Raw genomic sequence first — 16,401 nt, 5'->3', positions numbered from 1 at the left:
CAGAGTAACGGCGGCGGCAGCCAGCTTGAGTCCTTTAGACTTCAATTAGCAAACGCTCCTGTAACTGGCGAATCAGCTGGCCATGCCGATAGCGGGTCTGCTCGATACGATTGACTGGTACCAGCCCCATCAGGGCGTTGGTCAGCCACACCTCTTCGGCATGCCAGAGAGACTCCAGCGGAGCCTCTACGATTCGCAATTCAATACCCATCGCTTTGAGCGCCCCCATGACCCAGCGGCGCATGACGCCATCGACGCCACTGTGAGTCAGATCCGGGGTAAACACCGTCTTGTCGCGGCGCCAAAACAGATTGGCACTGACCCCTTCGACCAGGGCTTTGCGCGTGTTAAGCACTATACCTTCGACCGCATCCCGTTGTTGAAGTTCGAGTTTTAACATCACCTGCTCGAGGCGGTTGAGGCTTTTTAGGCCGGCCAACATCGGCAACTCCCCCAACACCTGTTGGCACACGACCAGATCAATCCCCTCCTCCTGCCAACGTTCATAGTGGGAAGGATAGGGAGAGGTGGTCAGGATCCAGCGGGTCTCGTCACACCCTTGCGTCGCGTAACCGCGGCCGCCGCTGCCCCGGGTGATCATCAACTTGGCACACCCCTGCTCCATGGACGCCACCTGGCTCATCACCCGCTGCGACAATGCCTGCCAATCGGGTGGATCAATCGCCAGCTTGGCACACCCCCGTTGCAGCCGGGAGAGGTGGGCATCCCACATCTGTATCCGACCATTCCACACCCGCATGGTGGTGAAGTGTCCATCGCCATAGGCCAAACCTCGGTCGAGTACGTCGATCCGATCTTGCATCCTGCCGTTGACCAGTGTCATCACACCTCCGATAAAAAAGCCCGATACCGGGGGGTATCGGGCCTGATGACGATCGCCCTGGGGACGATTATACGCGCTTGAAGATCAGCGAGCCATTGGTGCCGCCAAAGCCAAACGAGTTGGAGAGGGCATACTCGAACGCCCCCTTCTTGGCCACATGGGGCACCAGATCGAGATCGCACTCCTCGTCCGGGTTATCCAGATTGATGGTCGGCGGAGCCACCTGATCGCGCAGGGCCAGCACGGTGATGATGGCCTCAATGGCGCCAGCCGCACCCAACAGGTGACCGGTCATCGACTTGGTGGAGCTGACCATGACAGACTTGGCATGCTCCCCCATCACGCGCTTCACACCACGCAGCTCGGCCACGTCGCCCAGCGGAGTGGACGTACCATGGGCATTGATGTAGCCAATCTGGCTAGCGTCGATGCCAGCATCTTTGATGGCGGCCAGCATGGCGCGGGCAGCACCACTGCCATCATCGGGCGGCGCCGTCATGTGATGAGCGTCACCACTCATGCCAAAGCCGACCAGCTCGGCATAGATCTTGGCGCCACGCGCCTTGGCATGTTCGTACTCTTCCAGTACCAGCACACCGGCACCATCACCCAGTACGAAACCATCGCGCTCCTTGTCCCACGGACGGCTCGCCTTCTGCGGCTCGTCATTGCGGGTAGAGAGCGCCTTGGCGGCGGCGAAGCCACCCATCCCCATCGGGGTGGAGGCCTTCTCGGCGCCACCGGCCACCATCACATCGGCATCACCATAGGCGATCATCCGGGCGGCCATGCCGATGGCATGGGTGCCCGTGGTGCAAGCGGTGGTCACGGCGATATTCGGCCCTTGCAGCCCCTTCATGATGGAGAGGTGGCCAGACACCATATTGATGATGGTAGAGGGCACGAAGAAAGGACTGATCTTGCGGGCGCCACCCTTGATCAGGCTGTCGTGATTCGCCTCGATGAGCCCAAGGCCACCGATACCGGAACCGATAGCGACACCGATCCGATCAGCATTGTGCTCATCAATGGTGAGCGCCGCATCCTCGATGGCCTGCAGACCCGCCACGACACCGTATTGGATAAAGAGATCCATCTTGCGGGCCTCTTTACGATTGATGCCATACTGCTCGGCATCGAAATCTTTGACCAGACCGGCAAAACGGGTGGGGAAATCGGTGGTATCGAAGTGGTCGATGTGGGTAATGCCGCTCTGACCCTGGAGCAGGGCCTGCCAGCTGGCTTCAGCGCTGTTGCCTACCGGGGAAAGCATGCCCAGGCCGGTCACCACGACTCTGCGTTTTGACACTGAGGTAGTCTCCGAGAGGAATTTTAGGAAAGCTGGATAGAAGAAGCGGCCCGCAGGCCGCTTCTCGCAACACAAGAAAAGTTATTCTTGGTTGGCGTTGATGTAGTCGATAGCCGCTTGAACAGTGGTGATCTTCTCGGCTTCTTCATCAGGAATTTCGGTGTCGAATTCTTCTTCCAGGGCCATTACCAGCTCAACGGTGTCCAGGGAGTCAGCGCCCAGATCGTCGACGAAGGAAGCGCTGTTCTTGACGTCTTCTTCTTTAACGCCCAGCTGCTCGACGATGATTTTCTTTACGCGTTCTTCGATGTTGCTCATGACCTGAATTTTCCTTTAAAAATACGCAATTGCGTCTGGTTGCAGTAGTTTATTCAAATGACGTGACTTTGCAAGCAACTTGCTTCTGGTCAAACCACGAAAATGCACGAACTTCGGCGTATTATCGCAATTTTGAACAGATCTCACGACAAATTGATTACACCATGTACATACCGCCATTAACATGCAGCGTCTCGCCGGTGATGTAACTTGCCTGTTCTGAGGCAAGGAAAACCACAGCAGCAGCGATCTCTTTCGGATCGCCAAGGCGCGCAGCCGGCACCTGATTCATGATACCGGCACGCTGCTCTTCGTTCAGAGCGCGGGTCATGTCGGTTTCAATAAAACCGGGTGCCACCGCGTTGACGGTGATACCACGGGAGGCCACTTCACGGGCCAGGGACTTGGTAAACCCAATCAGGCCCGCCTTGGCGGCAGCATAGTTGGTCTGCCCTGCATTGCCCATGGTGCCGACCACAGAACCAATGCTGATGATGCGACCATAACGTTTTTTCATCATGGCCCGCAATACCGGCTTGCTCAGGCGATAAAGAGATGTGAGGTTGGTCTCGATGATATCGTTCCACTCATCATCTTTCATCCGCATCAACAGGTTGTCGCGGGTGATGCCGGCGTTGTTGATAAGGATGTCCACCTCACCAAAACGCGCCTTGATGGCGCCAAGCACCTGCTCAACAGAAGCGGCGTCGGTCACATTGAGCGCCAGACCGCAGCCCTGCTCGCCCAAATAGGCGCTGATGGCTTCGGCGCCGCTCTCGCTGGTGGCGGTCCCCACGACCTTGGCGCCCTGGGCGGCAAAGGCCTCGGCAATGGCGCGGCCGATGCCACGGCTGGCGCCGGTCACCAGAACAACCTTGTCGGTAAAGCTCATCTCGTTACTCCTGCTCAATTAACCTTGGCCAACGCCGCCTCAAAAGAGGCCGGATCGTTGGCGTGGATCCCTTCGACACGGGCATCACAGCGCTTAGCCAACCCGGTCAGCACCTTGCCTGGCCCCATCTCGATAGTGAGTGCAATACCGTCATCGGCCATGGCCACCACGGTTTCGCTCCAGCGCACAGGGCTGTAAAGCTGGCGAACCAGTGCCTGCTTGATGGCGGCGGGATCGCGCTCTTTAGCCACGTCCACGTTGTTGATAACCGGGATCACCGGGGCCTTCACCTCGATACCTTCAAGGGCCGCGGCCAGCTTTTCGGCGGCCGGTTTCATCAGGGCGCAGTGGGAAGGCACAGAGACCGGCAGCGGCAGTGCTCGCTTGGCACCGGATGCCTTCATCAAGGCGTTGGCCCGCTCGACCGCCTCTTTGTGACCGGCGATCACCACCTGCCCCGGGGAGTTGAAGTTAACCGGAGAGACGACCTGCCCTTCGGCGGCCAGCTCACAGTTGGCGGCGATGGCGTCGTTATCCAGACCGATGATGGCCGCCATGGCACCCGTGCCTTCCGGCACGGCTTCCTGCATGGCAAGACCACGCAGCTCCACCAGTTTCACCGCATCGGCAAAGGCCAGCGCACCACTGCACACCAGGGCGGAATACTCACCCAAGCTGTGGCCCGCCATCACGGCCGGCTGCTGGCCGCCTTGTGCTTGCCACAGCCGCCACAGGGCCACTGAAGCGGTCAGCAGCGCAGGCTGGGTACGCCAAGTTTTGCCGAGCTCTTCGACCGGCCCCTGCTGCACCAGCGCGAACAGATCGTAGCCCAGCACGGCGCTCGCCTCGGCGAAGGTCTCCTTGATGATCGGGTACTGTTCGGCCAGCTCGGCCAACATGCCAACGGACTGAGAGCCCTGGCCCGGGAAGGCGATGGCGAATTGAGTCATGTCAAACTCCTTGCAAAAGAAGAGATCGGGATCAGAAGCGAACCAGGGCCGAGCCCCAGGCAAAACCGCCGCCGAATGCCTCGAGCAGCACCAACTGCCCACGCTGAATGCGACCATCGCGCACCCCTTCATCGAGGGCGATGGGAACCGAGGCAGCCGAGGTGTTGCCATGCTTGTCGAGAGTCAGCACCACCTTATCAAGGCTCATACCAAGCTTCTTGGCGGTGGCATTGATGATGCGATAGTTGGCCTGATGCGGCACCAGCCAGTCGAGCTCGCTGGGCTCGACGCCAGAAGCCGCCAGGGTTTCGGTCACGAGCTCGCTAAGGCGGGTGACCGCGACTTTGAAAACGTCGTTGCCCTTCATATACATGTAGGCTTCCATCTCAGAGCCTGTCATGCCGCGACGCGGTTGGGGCAGCTTGAGCAGATCACCGTAGCGACCGTCGGCGTGCAGATGGGTCGAGAGAATGCCTGGCGTGTCGGAGCGGCCGATCACCACGGCCCCTGCCCCATCACCAAACAGGATGATGGTGCCGCGATCGGTCGGATCGCACATGCGTGAGAGCACGTCGGCCCCCACCACCAGGACGTTGCGGGCGGCGCCGGATTTGACAAACTGATCGGCGATGGAGAGGGCGTAGGTGAAGCCGGCGCAGGCGGCGGCCACGTCAAAGGCCGGAATACCGGTCACCCCGAGCATGGCCTGCAGCTCGCAGGCCGCGGCCGGAAATGCATTCTCGGCGCTGGTGGTACCCAGCACTATCATGTCGAGATCGTCAGGGGTCAGACCGGCGGCATCCAGCGCACGCAGTGCGGCCTGATAGCCCAGACTGGCGACGGTGTCACCCTCATCGGCGATGTGGCGCTCACGGATACCGGTACGTTCAACGATCCACTCGTCACTGGTTTCCACCATCTGTTCGAGATCGGCGTTGGTTCGCACCGAGGCTGGCAGGTAGCTGCCGGTTCCCAGAATTTTGCTGTGCATAGATGTAATTATTGATCCCTGTCGGAGAGGACAGTTTCCAAGCGATCGGCAATCTGGGCAGGGAGTTGTGCTTTGACTTCCCCTGCCGCTAGCAAGATCGCATGACATAGGGCCCGCTCATTGGCGCTGCCGTGACTTTTTACCACAATACCGCGCAATCCTAACAGACTTGCGCCGTTATACTGGTCGGGGTTCAAGTTGGAAAAGCGTTGTTTGAGCAAAAATGAGGCGATACGGCCAATAAAGGTACGTTTTCGTCCTCCCATGCCCACCGCATCAGCCATCATGCGTGCGACACCCTCCGCCGTTTTCAAGGCGACATTGCCGACAAACCCGTCGCAGACAATGACATCGGCCTTGCCGCTGAACAGCTCGTTGCCTTCCACAAAACCGATAAAATTCAAGGCGGGACACTGACCGAGTAACTCGGCACTGTGGCGCACCAGATCGTTACCCTTGATCTCCTCTTCCCCCACGTTGAGCAGCGCCACCTTGGGATGCGCTATCCCCTCAACCCGTTCGGCCAGCACGGCCCCCATCACCGCAAATTGCAGCAAGGCATCGGCATCACAGCTGACATTGGCCCCGAGATCGAGCAGATAAGAGCGCTTTCCCCCCAAGGCGGGCAGCCCCTTGACCAATGCGGGACGATCGACGCCGGGCAAGGACTTGAGCACACATTTGGCCATCGCCATCAATGCCCCGGTATTACCGGCGCTGACGCAGGCCCCCGCCTCGCCACTCTTGACCAGCTCGAGAGCCAGCCGCATGGAGGAGTCTTTTTGATGACGCAGGGCGTGAATGGGTTTTTCCCCCATGCCCACCACTTGTGAAGCATGCAGGAGACGAACGCGGGGATGAGAGAGCAGGCCATGCTGGCGCAGCAGAGCATCGCAACGGGAGAGGTCGCCCACCAGGATCAGATTGAGCCGGGGCAAAAGCGACAGTGCCTGCACGGAGGCAGGCACTGTAACCGAGGGGCCGTTGTCACCCCCCATTATGTCTAACGCGACAGTGAGCGCAGACAAAGGCACGCCTTAGGCGATAACCTTTTTACCGCGGTAGAAACCATCGGCAGTCACATGGTGACGACGATGAGTTTCACCACTGGTCTGATCAACAGTCAGTGCAGCAGCGGTCAGGGCATCGTGGGAACGACGCATGCCACGCTTGGCGCGGGTTTTACGGTTCTGTTGTACGGCCATGGTAGGCTAACTCCTAATTCACTTACGTTTGAGTTCTTCAAGAACTGCAAAGGGATTCGGGCGCTCATCAGCAGGTTCGATGTGACCAAAGCTCATCTCCATCTTCCCTCTCGGGCACTCATCCACAGGGTGCATGGGTACCAGCGGCAGGGCGAGGATGAGTTCATCCTCCAGGATTTGATGCAGGTCTATCTCGCCATTTTCATCCAATTCAATGGGCTCATAAGCTTCCGGCAGCTCTTCCTCGTCAGTTCTTTCGAACATCGGAGTATAGATGAATTCAGCTTCACAACGGTGGGTGAATGTCTCTCCGCAACGTTGGCAAATCAGATTGACCTCGGCATGGGCAGTGCCTTTCATTACAGTCAGCTTCTGAACATCTTTACCAAAGTGCAGGGATGCATCCACATCACCGAGCAAGCCAGCGGTTGACTCCTCCAGCCTGGGCATCTGCGACTTTTCCACTATCCCGACATAATCGAGCAGCTTCAAGGCAGTACGAACTGGATCAACCTTTACGGGCAACTTCACCTTTTGCATAGGGCGCGAATGATATAGATCCAAGGGCTTATAGTCAAAGGAAAAACCACTTACCGCGATGATTTTTAACGCACAACTCCCTAGAATGGCGGGACTTGCCTTCATCGGAGTGACAGTATGCCAGAAAAAGTGATTCTCGCCTCAACTTCTCGCTATCGCGCCAGCCTGCTCAGCAAGCTCGGTCTCCCCTTCGAGATGCAGGCGCCGGATGTGGATGAAACGGCGCATTCCGGGGAGAGCGGCGCGGATCTGGTGCTCAGGCTCGCCATCGCCAAGGCCCGCGCTGTGGCCGAGCATCATGATCACGCTCTGGTGATCGGCTCTGATCAGGTGTGTGTCTGCGATGATCGCATTCTCGGCAAACCCGGTAACTTCGATAACGCCCTGGCGCAGCTCAAGGCGGCGCAGGGGAAATCGGTCATCTTCTACACTGGCCTTTGTGTGATCAACGCGGCCACTGGTGAGCAGCACGCCATGGTTGAGCCCTTTAGCGTGCATTTTCGCGCACTGGACGATGCCGCCCTCACTCGCTACCTGCACGCCGAGGAGCCCTATGATTGCGCGGGCAGTTTCAAAAGCGAAGGCATGGGGATTGCTCTGTTTCGCGCCCTAGAGGGGCGCGATCCCAACGCCTTGATCGGCCTGCCACTGATTGCCCTGATCGAGCTGCTCGCCCATCATGGCCTCACCCTCCCCTGACGAGGCGGGAGCGTGACAAACAACAACGGGGCCCATGGCCCCGTTTTGCACTCACCCCAGCGTCCGTCGCAGCTCAGCCATGGAATCGACCAATGCGACCGGGGAAAAATGGGCCAGCCTAGCGCGAGAATCCACACCCCAGGTCACCCCGATCCTCTTCATGCCAAGCTTGGCCGCCATCCCCAGATCATGCACCGAGTCGCCGATCATCACCGCCTGCTCCAGCGGTATCGCCAGCTCATCTAGCAGTTGTGTCAGCATCAGGGGATCGGGTTTGGAGCGCGCCTCATCGGCGCCGCGACTGGCGGCAAACAGGGGACGCAGCCCCGTGTCATCGAGCACCCGATCAAGCCCGGCACGGGATTTACCGGTGGCCACGGCCAGTAAGATCCCCTGCCTATGCCAGGCATGCAGCAACTCGCAGGCCCCATCAAACAAGGGGCTCGGCGTAGGATCATGGAGCCAATGGTGGCGATAGCGCTCCACCAGGCGGGCCGTTTGCGCTGAGTGCTCGTCGTCGTCAAACAGGCGGGCCAGACCGGCCGAGAGGCTCAACCCGATGATCCGTTTCGCCTCTTCTTCATCGGGTATGGGATAGCCGCAGTCTCGGGCCGCCCCATATACGCAGGCGACGATACGCGCCACTGAGTCCATCAGAGTGCCATCCCAATCGAAGATGGCCAGCCGAACCTGTTGCCGCCACGCCACCGTTAGCGTTCCAACTGATTGAGAAACGCCTCGAGCGGTTCGCCAAGCGGGGCTTCAACCTTGATCTCACGCCCGTCAGCTGGATGGGTGAAGGTCAGACGCCAAGCGTGCAGGAACAGACGATTGAGCCCTTTCTCGCGCATCTTGTCGTCAAACTGGGCTTCACCATATTTGTCATCGCAGGCGATAGGATGGCCGGCGTGCAGGGTGTGCACCCGGATCTGGTGGGTACGCCCTGTGATGGGGCTGCACTCCATCAGTGTTGCCTCAGCAAACTGGCGCACGATGCGAAACCGGGTCTCGGAAGGCTTGCCATCGGCGCTCACCCGCACCACGCGCTCGCCAGACTGCAACTCATTTTTACGCAGCGGCGCACTCACCACCTTGACGTGGGACTGCCAGCGTCCACGCACCAGGGCCAAGTATTGCTTGCGCATGGTCTTGCTGCGCAGCTGCTCATGCAGGCCGCGCAGGGCGCTGCGCTTCTTGGCGATCAGCAGCACGCCCGAGGTGTCGCGGTCGAGGCGATGCACCAGCTCCATGAAGCGGGCGTCGGGGCGCAATGCTCGCAACCCTTCGATAACACCGAAGCTCACCCCGCTGCCACCGTGTACCGCCATACCCGACGGCTTGTTGAGTACGATGATAGCGTCATCTTCGAACAAGATCTGCCCTTCAAGCCGCTGGATACTGCCCAGATTGGCCGAGGGCAGTTCATTTTTCTCGGCCACCCGCACCGGCGGTACTCGCACTTCGTCGCCGACATTGAGTTTGTATTCGGGTTTGACGCGCTTTTTGTTTACGCGCACTTCTCCCTTGCGCAGGATGCGATAGATAAGGCTCTTGGGAACCCCTTTGAGCTGAGTCTTAAGAAAGTTGTCGATGCGCTGCCCTTCGTGCTCAGCCTCGATGGTGAGCAGCTGCACTTGTTGTGTGATCTGTGTCATAGGCCGCGGATTCTATCACCCTCCCCCTCCCCTTGGCTGCCCTGTTTTTATAAAAACCGTGAAAAATGCCGCCTTGCTATGGGTCAGGTTTAAATGGGATAATAAACGCGGTTTTGTAAGACCGCTCAAGCCTTGTTCAACGTGGGCGTATCATCACCCATTCCGCCCGTCAGGCCAAGGTCACGTATCGCTGGACACTGTGCCAAGGAGCGATGTTGATGCATGGAGAGCGCAGTGCACAAAACCACACATTGTCTCCACACTGGAAGCCTTTTCATCCCCTGCATCCCTATCAGGGCATGACCAATGCGCCCAAGTTTGTAGCGCCTCATGCATACCCCAACCGGGAGGTTGCCCCCGTATGCTGCAGACCCGAGGCCGGCGCTGGCTGCGCTCCTGTGGAGGAAAACACATGACACAACAATGAGAAATCAATGAAAAGAATGCTGATCAACGCGACTCAGGAAGAAGAGTTGCGCGTAGCGCTGGTTGACGGACAACAGCTCTACGACCTCGATATCGAAAGTCCGGGACACGAGCAGAAGAAAGCCAACATCTACAAGGGTAAAATCACCCGAGTAGAGCCCAGTCTCGAAGCTGCCTTCGTCGATTACGGCGCTGAGCGCCACGGTTTCCTGCCGCTTAAGGAGATCGCCCGCACCTACTTCCCCTCCGGTTACTCCTATCAAGGCCGTCCCAACATCAAAGAAGTGATCCGCGAGGGTCAGGAAGTGATCGTCCAGATCGATAAGGAAGAGCGTGGCACCAAGGGTGCAGCCCTTACCACCTTCATCAGTCTGGCCGGCAGCTACCTGGTGTTGATGCCGAACAACCCCCGAGCCGGCGGCATCTCCCGTCGTATCGAAGGTGATGAGCGCACCGAGCTGAAAGAGGCCATGAACGGCCTGACCGTGCCGGATGGCATGGGCCTCATCGTGCGTACCGCCGGCGTGGGCAAATCCCAAGAGGAGCTGGAGTGGGATCTGAACGTCCTGCTCAACCATTGGGAATCGATCCGCAAGGCCGCCGAGAACGTACCGGCCCCTGTGCTGATCCACCAAGAAAGCAACGTCATCGTGCGCGCCATCCGCGACTACCTGCGTCGCGACGTGGGCGAGATTTTGATCGACAACCCCAGCGTGTTCGAGCGCGCCAAGTCTCACATCGAGCTGGTACGCCCTGACTTCATCAGCCGGGTCAAGCAGTACAAGGGTGAAGTCCCCCTGTTCAACCACTTCCAGATCGAAAGCCAGATTGAATCGGCTTTCCAGCGCGAAGTGCGCCTCCCCTCCGGCGGCAGTATCGTCATCGATCCGACCGAGGCCCTGACCTCCATCGACATCAACTCGGCGCGTGCCACCAAGGGCGGTGACATCGAAGAGACCGCCTTGCAGACCAACCTGGAAGCGGCCGATGAGATCGCTCGCCAGCTGCGTCTGCGTGACTTAGGTGGCCTCATCGTCATCGACTTCATCGACATGACCCCGGTGCGTCACCAGCGTGAGGTAGAAAACCGCCTGCGCGAAGCCGTGCATCAGGACAGAGCCCGCATCCAGCTCGGCCGGATCTCCCGTTTCGGTCTGCTCGAGATGTCGCGTCAGCGTCTGCGCCCCTCCCTCAACGAGTCGAGCAGCCACATCTGTCCCCGTTGCCAGGGTCAGGGGGTTATTCGTGACAACGAGTCACTGGCCCTCTCCATCCTGCGCCTCATCGAAGAAGAGGCGATGAAGGACAACACCGAACAGGTGCATGGCCAGGTGCCGGTCGACGTCGCCGCCTACCTGCTCAACGAGAAGCGTGGCGCCATCGCCAGCCTTGAGCAGCGTAACGACGTGCGCGTCTACATCATTCCGAACCAGCATCTGGAGACCCCGCACTACGAGGTCACCCGCATTCGCAAGAATGAGATCCCGGAAGCGGCCAGCTACGAGCTCAAGACAGAAGTGGTCAAGCCGGCTTACCAGCCGCGCCAGGTTCAAGTGGTCGAGCGTGACCAGCCGCTGCTGCAAGGCTTTAGCCAGCCGAGTAAGCCGGCTCCGGCCACCCCTGTCACCGCAGTGGTTAAGGTCGAAGAAGAGCAGACCAAATCTGGCTTCCTGAGCCGTCTGTTCGGCTCTTTGTTTGGTTCCCCCAAGCAAGAAGAGCGCGAGGCCCCCGTCGTTGCCAGCGAACCTGAGCAAAAGACGCACCAAAAGAGCGACACCCGCCGCCGCCAGCCTCGCGAAGATAACCGCCGTGAGCGTGGTGATCGCGATCAGGCCCGCCGTGGTGAACGTCGCCGCGACGAGCGCAGCGTCCGCCCTGCCGCCGAAGAGAAGAGCGAAACGGCGTCCCGTGATGAGCGCACCAAGCGTCCGCGCAAGGAGCGTGAACCCCGTGAAGAGCGCCAGCCGCGTGAAGAACGTCAGCCCCGTGCCGAACGTGCGCCGCGCCAGGAGCGAGCCCCGCGTCAAGAGCGCGAGCCGCGTGCCGAAAAGCCGCAGGTTGCGCCGGTTCGTGAGGCCGAGCTGAGCCAGCAAGAGCAGGTGCAACGCCAAGAGAAAGAGCAGAAGGTGGCAGAGCGCCGCGAACGTCGCCAACTGCGCAAGCAGATCCGTGCCGATGTTGCCGACGCCGCCGTCGTGGCAAGCGAAGAGGTGAGCATGCAGCCCAGCGCTGCTGCGGCTGAATCGCAAACCGCACTCAAGGCTGAAGGTGTCGACGAGGCCCAGCGCCGTCAGCGTGAGCGTACGCCGCGCGAAGGCCAGCAACGTCGCAAGCGCATCAATGAAGACGTGCGTCGCCAGCGTGAGGAAGAGCCAGCCATGGCCGAAGAGCAGCCGGTGGTCACCGCTAGCGCTCCGGCGGTGGAAGAGATCGAGCACCCCATGGTGAACGAGACGCCGGCTCTGGCCGCAGAAGCCGCAGCTCCGCTGTTTGGTGCGCCGGTGGTGGCCCCCGCCCCCGTTGCTGCGCCAGTAGAGGCCAAGGCCGAAACCGCCTCGGAAGTCGTTGAGGCAGAGGTCGTCGCGCCGACAGCCCCTGTGGCTGCCGAGGAAGTGCCGGCCCCGGTCGTCGCCGACGCGGTGCAACCGACACAAGCCAGCATGACCGTCGCCGAACCCGCTCCAGTTGAGGCACCTGTGGTCTCCGAGCCGAAGGCCAAGGTAGTGGCCAAAGCGGCGCCCAACCGTCAGGCAGCAGGTCAAGGCGTGCTCGCACGCGCTCGCCGCGCCACCGCTCCCATGACCCGTCCTGAGCCGGCCCCTGCCCTGCCCGCTCGTGAGCCGGTTGCTTATCCGCCGCTGGTGCGGGCCGAGGTAGAAAGCTCTGGTCGTCATGGTGGCCGCAGCGCCGCCCAGCATCAGGCCAACAGCCCGGCTGGACGCCCCTGATCCTCTGATTAAATCAGAGCTGTAAAAGAGCCACCTCAGGGTGGCTCTTTTTTTATGTGTCCCTGTGTCCGCCGATGGCGGAGCCAGCATCATCGGGGATGGCCACCAGGAAATGCGATAACCGGCCAGTGCTCCCCAGCCAAGAGCCCTTCTAGGACACTTCCCCAAACCACCCATCATCATCGGCTATGCGGATCAGCATGGCCACCTCGACTTCCTTCCCGGTTTGCCGCTCGAATTCAGCCGCGAGTTGACGTCACTCTGCTAACAATATGCACCACGCCCACAAGCCGTAGGATTCTTGCTGCCAATCACAAGACAAAGCCTTATCAACGCGCTCGTATGAAACGGAGCTGTCCGCCCCTTCCCCCACCTGGTTTTCCCCTATGACTCTCCTGCTCCGATCCCCCGCGCTCTCCACGTCATGATGAGCCTTTGCCTTTCGCTTCTAGCCATAAAGACGCTTTGACCCCCTCCCTCGTAGAGAACGGTTTTACAAGGTTTAGAAGGTCGGGAATGTGGAGCGCGTGGGTATTAATGTGTGACTTCACATCCTTGTGTGATGGCATATAAACCAATATCCTTGATCTGCATCGATGTTGCCATTCGCCCATAAAAAAACCGGCGCACAAGGCGCCGGTCTTCATCACAACTATCTGATTCAGGCAAACAGAGCATGGGCCGCTAAGAACAGCCCTGCAGAGAGAGCCATGGTCAGCGGTAACGTCAGGATCCACGCCATCAGGATGGTCTTGATGGTCTGGGTCTGTAGCCCGGAACGATTCGCAACCATGGTCCCCGCCACCGCAGACGAGAGCACGTGAGTGGTGGAGACCGGCATCCCGGTGACACTGGCGACACCGATGGCGCTGGCTGCGGTGATTTGAGCCGCAATCCCCTGGCTATAGGTCATCCCCTTGGAGCCGATCTTCTCACCGACCGTATGCACGATACGGCGCCAACCCACCATGGTACCGCAACCCAGCGCCAGAGCGATGGAGACGATGACCCAGGTCGGTGCGTATTCGGCCGTGGCGATGAGATCCTTACGCCAGATGGCGAGATCGCTCAGCTCCTTGGCCGGCAGTGGCAGCTTGGAGACCTTCTTGGCGGTATCGTCGATGCACAGCAGCAGGCGACGCACCTCACGGCGATCTTCCAGACTCATGTCAGCATAGGTACGCGCCTTGCCAAGACGGTTGTCCAGTGTCGCAATGTTCGGCAACGCATCCCCGGCAGTGCAGTGCTCCATCAGCTCGGGGCTGGATTTCCCCTCCTTGCTGAAATCGACCACTTGCTTTACCTGCTCCTGGTTGCGCCAGTACAGCTCGGCAATCCGATTGGCGGCATCCTGGGTACGATCCAGATGGTAGGCACTGCTGCTCATGTTCAGCGCAAAGTGGGCCGGCGCCATGCAGATCAGCACCAACATCAGCAGACCAATCCCCTTCTGACCATCGTTGGAGCCATGCACGAAGCTCACTCCCATGGCCGAAGCAACCAGGGTCAGGCGGGCCCAGAACGGCGGGTGCTTCTTGCCATCGACCTTGAGACGCTCTTCCGGGGTCTTGTGGATCTTATGGCCAGTCCAGATCTTCTTCATCACAAACAGCAAGAGGGCAGCGAGAATGAACCCCACTGTCGGCGACACAATCAGCGACAGCATGATGTCGATCGCCTTGCTGATGTTGATCCCTTCATTCAGCGGCTTATGTACCAGCCAGGCATAGGCACCACCCACCCCCAAGATCGAACCGATCAGGGTGTGAGAGCTGGAGGCCGGAATGCCGAGATACCAGGTGCCCAGGTTCCAGGCAATGGCAGAAAAAAGGAGGGAAAAAATCATGACCAGCCCCTGACGCGAGTCCATGCCGAGCAGCAGGTCGATGGGGAGCAGATGAACGATGGCGTAAGCCACACCAAGACCACCAAACATCACTCCAAAGAAGTTGAAGATGCCGGAGGAGACGACGGCAATGTGTGCCGGCATCGCTTTGGTGTAGATCACGGTGGCGACCGCATTGGCCGTATCGTGGAAGCCATTGATGAATTCATAGGCCAACACGAAGACAACGGACAATACCAGCCCAAGGGCCAGCCACAGGTTCATCCCTTCAAAGATTGCAAACATTATGAATGTACACCTCGTTTAGGAAGTGCGCGGATTATGCCAGATGACAGGATCATGAACAGAGCCAAGATCAATTTTTTTATGACAAAAAAAAGTGGCAAACGCGACAGCGCCTGCCACTTGGGGTCAGGGGTGATTAATTATTTAGCCACGACCAGACTCAGTCTTGGCTGATCCGGCTGGCCACCGCCCCCTGTTGGCTCTTGTACTTGGCATTTTCCCGCTTGTTATAGGGGCGTGCCGCCTCACCGGAGAGCACTTCGAAGTTCAGCGCGCCGATCTTCATCTTGGGACGCAGTGCCAACGGCAGCTTACCGCCGTTGTAGAACTCCAGCACAATCCGCCCAGACCAACCCGGATCGATACGGTGGGCTGTCACGTGGACCATCAGTCCAAGGCGAGCCAGAGAAGAGCGCCCATCGAGCCAGCCAACCAGATTGGCCGGCAGGGTGACCGACTCATAGGTCACCGCCAGTGCCAATTCACCGGGGTGCAAGAAGAAAGCATCGCCATCGGCGATGTGGATCTCCTCACTCATCACCCGATCAATGGCATCGGCCATCTCGCTGCTAGAGCCGCCCAGATCGATATAAGGCGCCGTGTGGTCACGGAACACCCGAAAGGCATTGCCCAGCAACACGTCAACACTGACGCCACTAATGCGCTCACTGCCGGGGCGCGGCTCAATTACGATTTTTCCTTCATCCAGATAGCGTTCGATGTCGGTATCACACAGGCGCATATCGTCTCCATTAGCTTGAAAAAAAGCCGGGCGACCCCGGCTCATCCCTATTCCGTCACCCGATCAACATGTGGCGAATACGCGCCTTGAGCATGTCGATGGCGATGCGATTCTTGCCGCCGCGCGGCACAATGACGTCGGCATACTGCTTGGACGGGTCGATAAACTGCAAGAACATGGGGCGCACCGTCTTTTGGTACTGCTGCAATACCGACTCCATGGTGCGGCCACGCTCTTGCACATCGCGCACCAAACGGCGGATGAGGCAGATATCGAGTGGCGTGTCCATGAAGATGGAGGCATCCATCAGCTCGCGCAGACGCGGATCGGTAAGCAGCAAAATCCCCTCGAGGATGATGACGCGACGCGGGGCAAAGAGCACGGTTTCACTCTTGCGGGTATGTTCCGTGTAGGAGTACTGGGGAATATTGACCCCTTCGCCCCTGGCCAGACACTGCAGGTGCTCCACCAGCAGGCTGTGATCCATCGCATTGGGATGGTCATAGTTGGTCTTGACCCGCTCTTCCATGGTCAGGTGGGACTGATCCTTGTAGTAACAGTCTTCGGAGATCACCCCGATCTCGCCAGCCCCCAGCTCAGCCACCAGCTCTTCATAGATGGTCTGGGCAATGAGGCTCTTACCGGATGCAGAAGCCCCGGCGATCCCGATGATCACACACGAATGTTGAGTATCAGACATGACAAATACCTAAAAGAAGAGCGCCGATGAGCAGTGTAAACCGATCCATTA

16 protein-coding genes are annotated in these 16,401 nt (G+C 59.2%); 2 read left to right on the top strand and 14 right to left on the bottom strand.

Annotated elements, in window-relative coordinates:
- Positions 1 to 34 precede the first annotated feature (34 nt).
- The 9 genes from pabC to yceD form a co-directional block, all read right to left on the bottom strand.
- A complete protein-coding gene (pabC, locus tag FE240_RS08190; RefSeq protein ID WP_193004104.1) occupies positions 35 to 844 on the bottom strand; it encodes an aminodeoxychorismate lyase in 810 nt (269 codons plus the stop codon).
- Between the two features lie 67 nt (positions 845 to 911).
- Positions 912 to 2,153, bottom strand: coding sequence for a beta-ketoacyl-ACP synthase II (fabF, locus tag FE240_RS08185; RefSeq protein ID WP_042048426.1), 1,242 nt, complete (start codon positions 2,151 to 2,153; stop codon positions 912 to 914).
- A gap of 81 nt (positions 2,154 to 2,234) precedes the next feature.
- Positions 2,235 to 2,471, bottom strand: coding sequence for an acyl carrier protein (gene acpP / locus FE240_RS08180; protein ID WP_005352645.1), 237 nt, complete (start codon positions 2,469 to 2,471; stop codon positions 2,235 to 2,237).
- Positions 2,472 to 2,628: 157 nt separating this feature from the next.
- Complete coding sequence (gene fabG, locus FE240_RS08175) at positions 2,629 to 3,363, bottom strand: 3-oxoacyl-ACP reductase FabG (RefSeq protein WP_193004103.1); 735 nt, start codon at positions 3,361 to 3,363, stop codon at positions 2,629 to 2,631.
- A 14-nt stretch (positions 3,364 to 3,377) separates the two neighbouring features.
- A complete protein-coding gene (fabD, locus tag FE240_RS08170) occupies positions 3,378 to 4,313 on the bottom strand; it encodes an ACP S-malonyltransferase (protein ID WP_193004102.1) in 936 nt (311 codons plus the stop codon).
- Between the two features lie 31 nt (positions 4,314 to 4,344).
- A complete protein-coding gene (locus tag FE240_RS08165) occupies positions 4,345 to 5,304 on the bottom strand; it encodes a beta-ketoacyl-ACP synthase III (RefSeq protein ID WP_193004101.1) in 960 nt (319 codons plus the stop codon).
- Positions 5,305 to 5,312: 8 nt separating this feature from the next.
- The gene (gene plsX / locus FE240_RS08160) at positions 5,313 to 6,332 is read right to left on the bottom strand and encodes a phosphate acyltransferase PlsX (protein ID WP_193004100.1); all 1,020 of its coding nucleotides are present in this window, start codon (positions 6,330 to 6,332) and stop codon (positions 5,313 to 5,315) included.
- 9 nt (positions 6,333 to 6,341) lie between these two features.
- Positions 6,342 to 6,509, bottom strand: a complete 168-nt coding sequence (rpmF, locus tag FE240_RS08155) for a 50S ribosomal protein L32 (protein ID WP_060586081.1) — start codon at positions 6,507 to 6,509, stop codon at positions 6,342 to 6,344.
- 18 nt (positions 6,510 to 6,527) lie between these two features.
- Complete coding sequence (gene yceD, locus FE240_RS08150; protein WP_193004495.1) at positions 6,528 to 7,049, bottom strand: 23S rRNA accumulation protein YceD; 522 nt, start codon at positions 7,047 to 7,049, stop codon at positions 6,528 to 6,530.
- 117 nt (positions 7,050 to 7,166) lie between these two features.
- Between yceD and FE240_RS08145 the strand changes: the two genes are divergently transcribed.
- On the top strand, positions 7,167 to 7,748 hold the full coding sequence (locus FE240_RS08145; RefSeq protein WP_193004099.1) for a Maf family protein: 582 nt from the start codon (positions 7,167 to 7,169) through the stop codon (positions 7,746 to 7,748).
- A gap of 51 nt (positions 7,749 to 7,799) precedes the next feature.
- Here FE240_RS08145 and FE240_RS08140 read toward each other — a convergent pair whose 3' ends face one another.
- Both FE240_RS08140 and rluC read right to left on the bottom strand, forming a co-directional pair.
- Entirely contained in the window at positions 7,800 to 8,402 is a 603-nt protein-coding gene (locus FE240_RS08140; protein WP_193004494.1) for an HAD family hydrolase, read from the bottom strand.
- A 56-nt stretch (positions 8,403 to 8,458) separates the two neighbouring features.
- Positions 8,459 to 9,403 carry a 23S rRNA pseudouridine(955/2504/2580) synthase RluC gene (gene rluC, locus FE240_RS08135; RefSeq protein ID WP_193004098.1) on the bottom strand — a complete coding sequence of 315 codons (945 nt, stop codon included), beginning with the start codon at positions 9,401 to 9,403 and terminating at the stop codon, positions 8,459 to 8,461.
- Between the two features lie 434 nt (positions 9,404 to 9,837).
- On the opposite strand from rluC, the gene rne reads away from it, so the two are divergent.
- A complete protein-coding gene (rne, locus tag FE240_RS08130; protein ID WP_193004097.1) occupies positions 9,838 to 12,777 on the top strand; it encodes a ribonuclease E in 2,940 nt (979 codons plus the stop codon).
- 661 nt (positions 12,778 to 13,438) lie between these two features.
- On the opposite strand, the gene FE240_RS08125 is transcribed toward rne, so the two are convergent.
- The 3 genes from FE240_RS08125 to udk all read right to left on the bottom strand — a co-directional run bounded on the left by FE240_RS08125 (position 13,439) and on the right by udk (position 16,350).
- Positions 13,439 to 14,908 carry an inorganic phosphate transporter gene (locus tag FE240_RS08125; RefSeq protein WP_193004096.1) on the bottom strand — a complete coding sequence of 490 codons (1,470 nt, stop codon included), beginning with the start codon at positions 14,906 to 14,908 and terminating at the stop codon, positions 13,439 to 13,441.
- A gap of 160 nt (positions 14,909 to 15,068) precedes the next feature.
- The gene (dcd, locus tag FE240_RS08120; protein ID WP_042048410.1) at positions 15,069 to 15,650 is read right to left on the bottom strand and encodes a dCTP deaminase; all 582 of its coding nucleotides are present in this window, start codon (positions 15,648 to 15,650) and stop codon (positions 15,069 to 15,071) included.
- Between the two features lie 55 nt (positions 15,651 to 15,705).
- A complete protein-coding gene (gene udk, locus FE240_RS08115) occupies positions 15,706 to 16,350 on the bottom strand; it encodes a uridine kinase (RefSeq protein ID WP_042048409.1) in 645 nt (214 codons plus the stop codon).
- Between the last annotated feature and the right edge of the window lie 51 nt (positions 16,351 to 16,401).

The organism is Aeromonas simiae (assembly GCF_014892695.1).
In the GTDB taxonomy this organism is placed as follows: domain Bacteria; phylum Pseudomonadota; class Gammaproteobacteria; order Enterobacterales; family Aeromonadaceae; genus Aeromonas; species Aeromonas simiae.
This window is presented reverse-complemented; position numbering and strand designations above follow the sequence as displayed.

Coding starts and splice junctions, on each gene's coding strand:
- acpP (WP_005352645.1), bottom strand. CDS start 2,471: ATGAGCAACATCGAAGAACGCGTAAAGAAAATCATCGTCGAGCAGCTG.
- pabC (WP_193004104.1), bottom strand. CDS start 844: ATGACACTGGTCAACGGCAGGATGCAAGATCGGATCGACGTACTCGAC.
- rpmF (WP_060586081.1), bottom strand. CDS start 6,509: ATGGCCGTACAACAGAACCGTAAAACCCGCGCCAAGCGTGGCATGCGT.
- FE240_RS08145 (WP_193004099.1), top strand. CDS start 7,167: ATGCCAGAAAAAGTGATTCTCGCCTCAACTTCTCGCTATCGCGCCAGC.
- FE240_RS08140 (WP_193004494.1), bottom strand. CDS start 8,402: ATGGACTCAGTGGCGCGTATCGTCGCCTGCGTATATGGGGCGGCCCGA.
- udk (WP_042048409.1), bottom strand. CDS start 16,350: ATGTCTGATACTCAACATTCGTGTGTGATCATCGGGATCGCCGGGGCT.
- yceD (WP_193004495.1), bottom strand. CDS start 7,049: ATGCAAAAGGTGAAGTTGCCCGTAAAGGTTGATCCAGTTCGTACTGCC.
- FE240_RS08125 (WP_193004096.1), bottom strand. CDS start 14,908: ATGTTTGCAATCTTTGAAGGGATGAACCTGTGGCTGGCCCTTGGGCTG.
- fabD (WP_193004102.1), bottom strand. CDS start 4,313: ATGACTCAATTCGCCATCGCCTTCCCGGGCCAGGGCTCTCAGTCCGTT.
- rne (WP_193004097.1), top strand. CDS start 9,838: ATGAAAAGAATGCTGATCAACGCGACTCAGGAAGAAGAGTTGCGCGTA.
- FE240_RS08165 (WP_193004101.1), bottom strand. CDS start 5,304: ATGCACAGCAAAATTCTGGGAACCGGCAGCTACCTGCCAGCCTCGGTG.
- dcd (WP_042048410.1), bottom strand. CDS start 15,650: ATGCGCCTGTGTGATACCGACATCGAACGCTATCTGGATGAAGGAAAA.
- fabG (WP_193004103.1), bottom strand. CDS start 3,363: ATGAGCTTTACCGACAAGGTTGTTCTGGTGACCGGCGCCAGCCGTGGC.
- rluC (WP_193004098.1), bottom strand. CDS start 9,403: ATGACACAGATCACACAACAAGTGCAGCTGCTCACCATCGAGGCTGAG.